We start from the raw sequence: 4071 nt of genomic DNA, 5'->3' as shown, positions 1-4071 counted from the left end.
CCGGTCGCGGAGGTGGAGCAGCTGCGGGCGGCCTGCCTGGCGGCGAGCGGTGTGCTGCTGGCGGCCGAGCCGAGCCGGGTGGTGGTGGTCGGCGGTGCCGGCGGCGATGAGGACGACAAGGCGCTGAGCATCGTGGTCGGCCGGCTGCTGCTGGAGCAGGCCGGCTGCCGGCTGCCGGTCGAGCACCTGGTCATCGCCGCCGACAGCCCCCCGGCGGACTGCCTGCGAGCCGGCGGCGACCAGGTCGCCGCTGATGAACCCGCCAGCCGCACCGGGCTGCTGGTGATGGCCGACGGCTCGGCACGGCGTTCGCTGAAGGCGCCGGGCTACCTCGACGCCCGGGCCGCCCCGTTCGACGCGGAGGTCCAGGCCTGCCTGGAGTCCGGCCGGCTCGCCGACCTCGCCGAGCTGGACCCGGTACTGGCCGCGGAGCTGCTGGTGGCCGGCCGGGCGGCCTGGCAGGTTCTGGCGGGAGCTGTCGAGGCCGCGGGTATCGGCAACGGCCGGAGCCACCTGCACTACAACGGCGACCCGTTCGGTGTCTGGTACCCGGTGTTCAGCTGGCTGCCCGCCGGCTAGGTAGTGGTCCGACCTATACAAATTGCACAAGGGTTGGCGCATTCAGCCTGGCAACATGTGCAACGATACCAACTTGGAATGGGCATGTTGCTTGGCTGCCGCCACGGCGGCATCCTGCGTACAGAGGCCTGGGCCCTCGGCCCTGCTTCGCCCATGACGCCCAGCCGGGTAGTGCGGCCGATGTAGGTCAGCCGATGTAGGTCAGCCGATGTAGTGCAGCCGATGTAGTGCAGGAGGAGAGAAGATGACGACCACCGATGTGGCCCTGACGTCCGACGAGCGGGACGCCGATCTCAACCTCGAACAGCTCAAGCAACTGGTCGGGCTGGTGCCCTATGACCAGAGCACCGACCCGTTTCCGGTCACCGGCTGGGACGCGGTGGTGTTCGTGGTCGGCAACGCCACCCAGACCGCGCACTACTACCAGTCGGCCTTCGGCATGGAGCTCGTCGCGTACTCGGGCCCCGAGACCGGCAACCGCGACCACAAGTCCTACGTGCTGCGCAGCGGCTCCTGCCGGTTCGTGATCTCCGGCGGCGTCAGCCCGGACAGCCCGCTGCTGGATCACCACCGCGCGCACGGCGACGGCGTGCTGGACATCGCCCTCGAAGTTCCGGACGTCGACCGCTGCGTGGCCCGGGCCCGCAGCCAGGGCGCCACCATCCTCGAGGAGCCGCACGACGTCTCCGACGAGTTCGGCACCATTCGCAGCGCGGCCATCGGGGCCTACGGCAACACCCGGCACACCCTGATCGACCGCTCCGGCTACACCGGCGTCTACCTGCCCGGCTATGTCGCGCGCAGCTCAGGCTTCGTCAAGCGCGACGGCGCTCCGCAGCGGATGTTCCAGGCCCTGGACCACGTCGTCGGCAACGTGGAGCTGGGCAAGATGGATGACTGGGTCGGCTTCTACAACAAGGTCATGGGCTTCGTGAACATGGCCGAGTTCATCGGCGACGACATCGCCACCGACTACTCGGCGCTGATGTCGAAGGTGGTGGCCAACGGCAATCACCGGGTGAAGTTCCCGCTGAACGAGCCGGCGATCGCCAAGAAGAAGAGCCAGATCGACGAGTTCCTGGAGTTCTACCAGGGTCCTGGCGTGCAGCACCTGGCACTGGCCACCAACGACATCCTGCGCAGCGTCGACGCGATGCGGGCCGAAGGGGTGGAGTTCCTGGCCACGCCGGACTCCTACTATTCCGACCCCGAGCTGCGGGCCCGGATCGGCAACGTCCGGGCACCGATCGAGGAGCTGCAGTCGCGCGGCATCCTGGTGGACCGCGACGAGGACGGCTACCTGCTGCAGATCTTCACCAAGCCGGTGGGGGACCGTCCGACGCTGTTCTTCGAGCTGATCGAGCGGCACGGGTCGCTGGGCTTCGGCAAGGGCAACTTCAAGGCACTGTTCGAGGCGATCGAGCGCGAGCAGGCCACCCGCGGCAACCTGTAGGACAGGCCCGGGTGGTGAGCAGGCGGGAGCTCGACTCGCTGGACGTGGCGATCCTGGCCGCGCTGCGCGACAGCCCGCGGGCCGGTTACCTGGAGCTGTCGCGGTTGCTGCAGGTCTCCCGGGCCACCGTCCAGGCCCGCTTGGACCGTCTGGAACGCGACGGGGTGGTGTCGGGCTACGGGCCGGACGTCGACCTCGCCGCGGCCGGCTACCCGGTGCTCGCCTTCGCCACCCTGGAGATCGCCCAGGGCCGGCTGGACGAGGTCACCGCGGCAATGGCCGCGATCCCGTCGGTGGTCGAGGCCTTTGCCACCACCGGGCCCGGTGACGTGCACTGCCGGCTGGCCGCCAGCTCGCACGAGGACCTGCAGCGGGTGCTGCTGGAGGTCTCCCAGATTCCCGGGGTGGCCCGCTCGACGTCGGTGATCGCGCTGACCCGGCTGGTGCAACACCGGCCGGTGGAGCTGCTGCAAGCCGCCGAGGTGCCGCCGGCCAGCCGCACCGGCGCCCGCTGACATTCACGCAGGCTCGCGAACCAGCTCGTCCCGAGGGAAGCCGGCCGTTGACCGGTCTCCCCCGGGACGAGCGGAGAGCTTCAGGTGCGTTCGCCAGCTACCTCACCACGGCGCTGAACACCGGCAGGTAGCCGTTGGACTGGCCGGTCGCGGTCGGGTGGTAGGACTCGGTGAGGTCGCTGTAGTTCAGTGAATGCAGCCACTTGTCGCCGGAGCACAGCTGGTGCCCGACGAAGACGCTGCGCACGTCGGCGAAGGTGAAGCTGTGAGCGACGGCGGTGTTCTTGGTGATGTTGTCGACGAGGTTGATGCCCTCGTCGATCTTCTTCCGGGAGTTCTCACTCAGCCCAACGCAGTACCAGACCCCCAGCTGGTAGAAGACCGGGTAGGACAGCACCACGACCTGGGCGTTCGGGGCGTGGCTGCGAATGCCGTTGTAGGTGACGTTCAGCAGGTTGGCCAGGTTGGCGTTGGCGTAGGCCTCGGCCCTGTTCACCGCGGCGATGCAGTCGGCCTCGCTGTACAGCACGCAGGTGGTCATGATGTCGGAGAAGCCGACGTCGTTGCCGCCGATGGTGATCGAGACCAGGCCGGTCGAGGAGCTGAGCACCGACAGCTGGTTGGCGTTGACGTCGGTGGTCTTGGCGCCGGAGCAGGCCACCATCCGGTAGGAGCTGGGGTGGTGGGCGGCGTTCCACAACCCCGGGTACGCGGTCGAGCTCTGCAGGCAGCTGCCGCCCTCGCTGCCGCTGCCCACGCCGGAGGAGTAGGAGTCGCCCAGGGCGACGTAGCCACCGGTTATGGCGTCGGCCGGCGCTGCGGTGAGCAGCACGGTCATGGCGAGTGCGGTTGCGGCGCCGACGGCAGCGGTCAGCAGGCGCAGTCTGGATGGGATCTTGGGCACGGTAAGTCCTCCGGATTGCTGGAACAGGAACCCCCGTGCGGACATGCCTACCAGCACTGTCCGATATTTCCTACTAGCCCGCTAAATTCATTAGGCCCGTGTCGGACAGCGGCGAATCTGTCGCCCCAGGCCGGTCCGCTACCGCGCCGAGCGCCGGTCGAGTTCAGCGCGCGCCCGCGCCAGTTCGTCGCGCAACCGGCCGGCCCGCTCGAAGTCCAGCGCCGCGGCGGCAGCAGCCATCTCGGCGCTGATGTCGTCCAGCAACTGTTCCAACTCCCACCGCGTGCGGGCGGCTAACTGCACCGCCGCGGTCCGGGTCGCGGTCTCGACGCCGTCCTCGCGCAGCACCGGCATCAACCGCGGCGCCGCACCCAGGTGGTGGATCCGGCCGGTGTCGGCTGGCCGGCGGCGGCGCCGCCTGCCGACCAGGTCGCGGCCGCGGCCGGAGCCGGCCGGCACCCCGCCGCCGTCGGCATCGCTCATGCGGTAATCCTAGGACCGCACGGCTGGGCGCGCGGAGCGGCCACGAGCCCATGCCTACACTGGGATGCGGCAGTTAGTGAAAGTTTTCACGAGTGGTCCGCACCAGCTGGGAGGCCGGATGACAGCGGTTGCCGAGG

5 protein-coding genes are annotated in these 4071 nt (G+C 69.3%); 3 read left to right on the top strand and 2 right to left on the bottom strand.

Annotation, left to right across the window (positions count from 1 at the left end):
• The 3 genes from VF542_RS11245 to VF542_RS11235 form a co-directional block, all read left to right on the top strand.
• Positions 1–579: hypothetical protein (locus VF542_RS11245; protein ID WP_408651799.1), on the top strand; the 579-nt coding region annotated here is incomplete at its 5' end.
• Between the two features lie 244 nt (positions 580–823).
• Positions 824–2032 (top strand): 4-hydroxyphenylpyruvate dioxygenase, encoded by a 1209-nt coding sequence (gene hppD / locus VF542_RS11240; RefSeq protein WP_408651798.1) that lies wholly within the window; start codon positions 824–826, stop codon positions 2030–2032.
• 14 nt (positions 2033–2046) lie between these two features.
• A complete protein-coding gene (locus VF542_RS11235) occupies positions 2047–2547 on the top strand; it encodes an Lrp/AsnC family transcriptional regulator (RefSeq protein WP_408651797.1) in 501 nt (166 codons plus the stop codon).
• 97 nt (positions 2548–2644) lie between these two features.
• Here the strand turns inward: VF542_RS11235 and VF542_RS11230 are convergent, their stop codons facing one another.
• Positions 2645–3385 (bottom strand): SGNH/GDSL hydrolase family protein, encoded by a 741-nt coding sequence (locus VF542_RS11230; RefSeq protein ID WP_408651800.1) that lies wholly within the window; start codon positions 3383–3385, stop codon positions 2645–2647.
• 204 nt (positions 3386–3589) lie between these two features.
• Positions 3590–3934 (bottom strand): UvrB/UvrC motif-containing protein, encoded by a 345-nt coding sequence (locus VF542_RS11225; protein WP_408651796.1) that lies wholly within the window; start codon positions 3932–3934, stop codon positions 3590–3592.
• Positions 3935–4071: the final 137 nt, after the last annotated feature.

Origin of the sequence: Jatrophihabitans sp. (genome assembly GCF_036389215.1) — a bacterium.
Classification (GTDB): Bacteria; Actinomycetota; Actinomycetes; order Mycobacteriales; family Jatrophihabitantaceae; genus Jatrophihabitans_A.
Note: the sequence above shows the minus strand (reverse complement) of the source record. Positions and strands in the feature narration are given on the sequence as shown.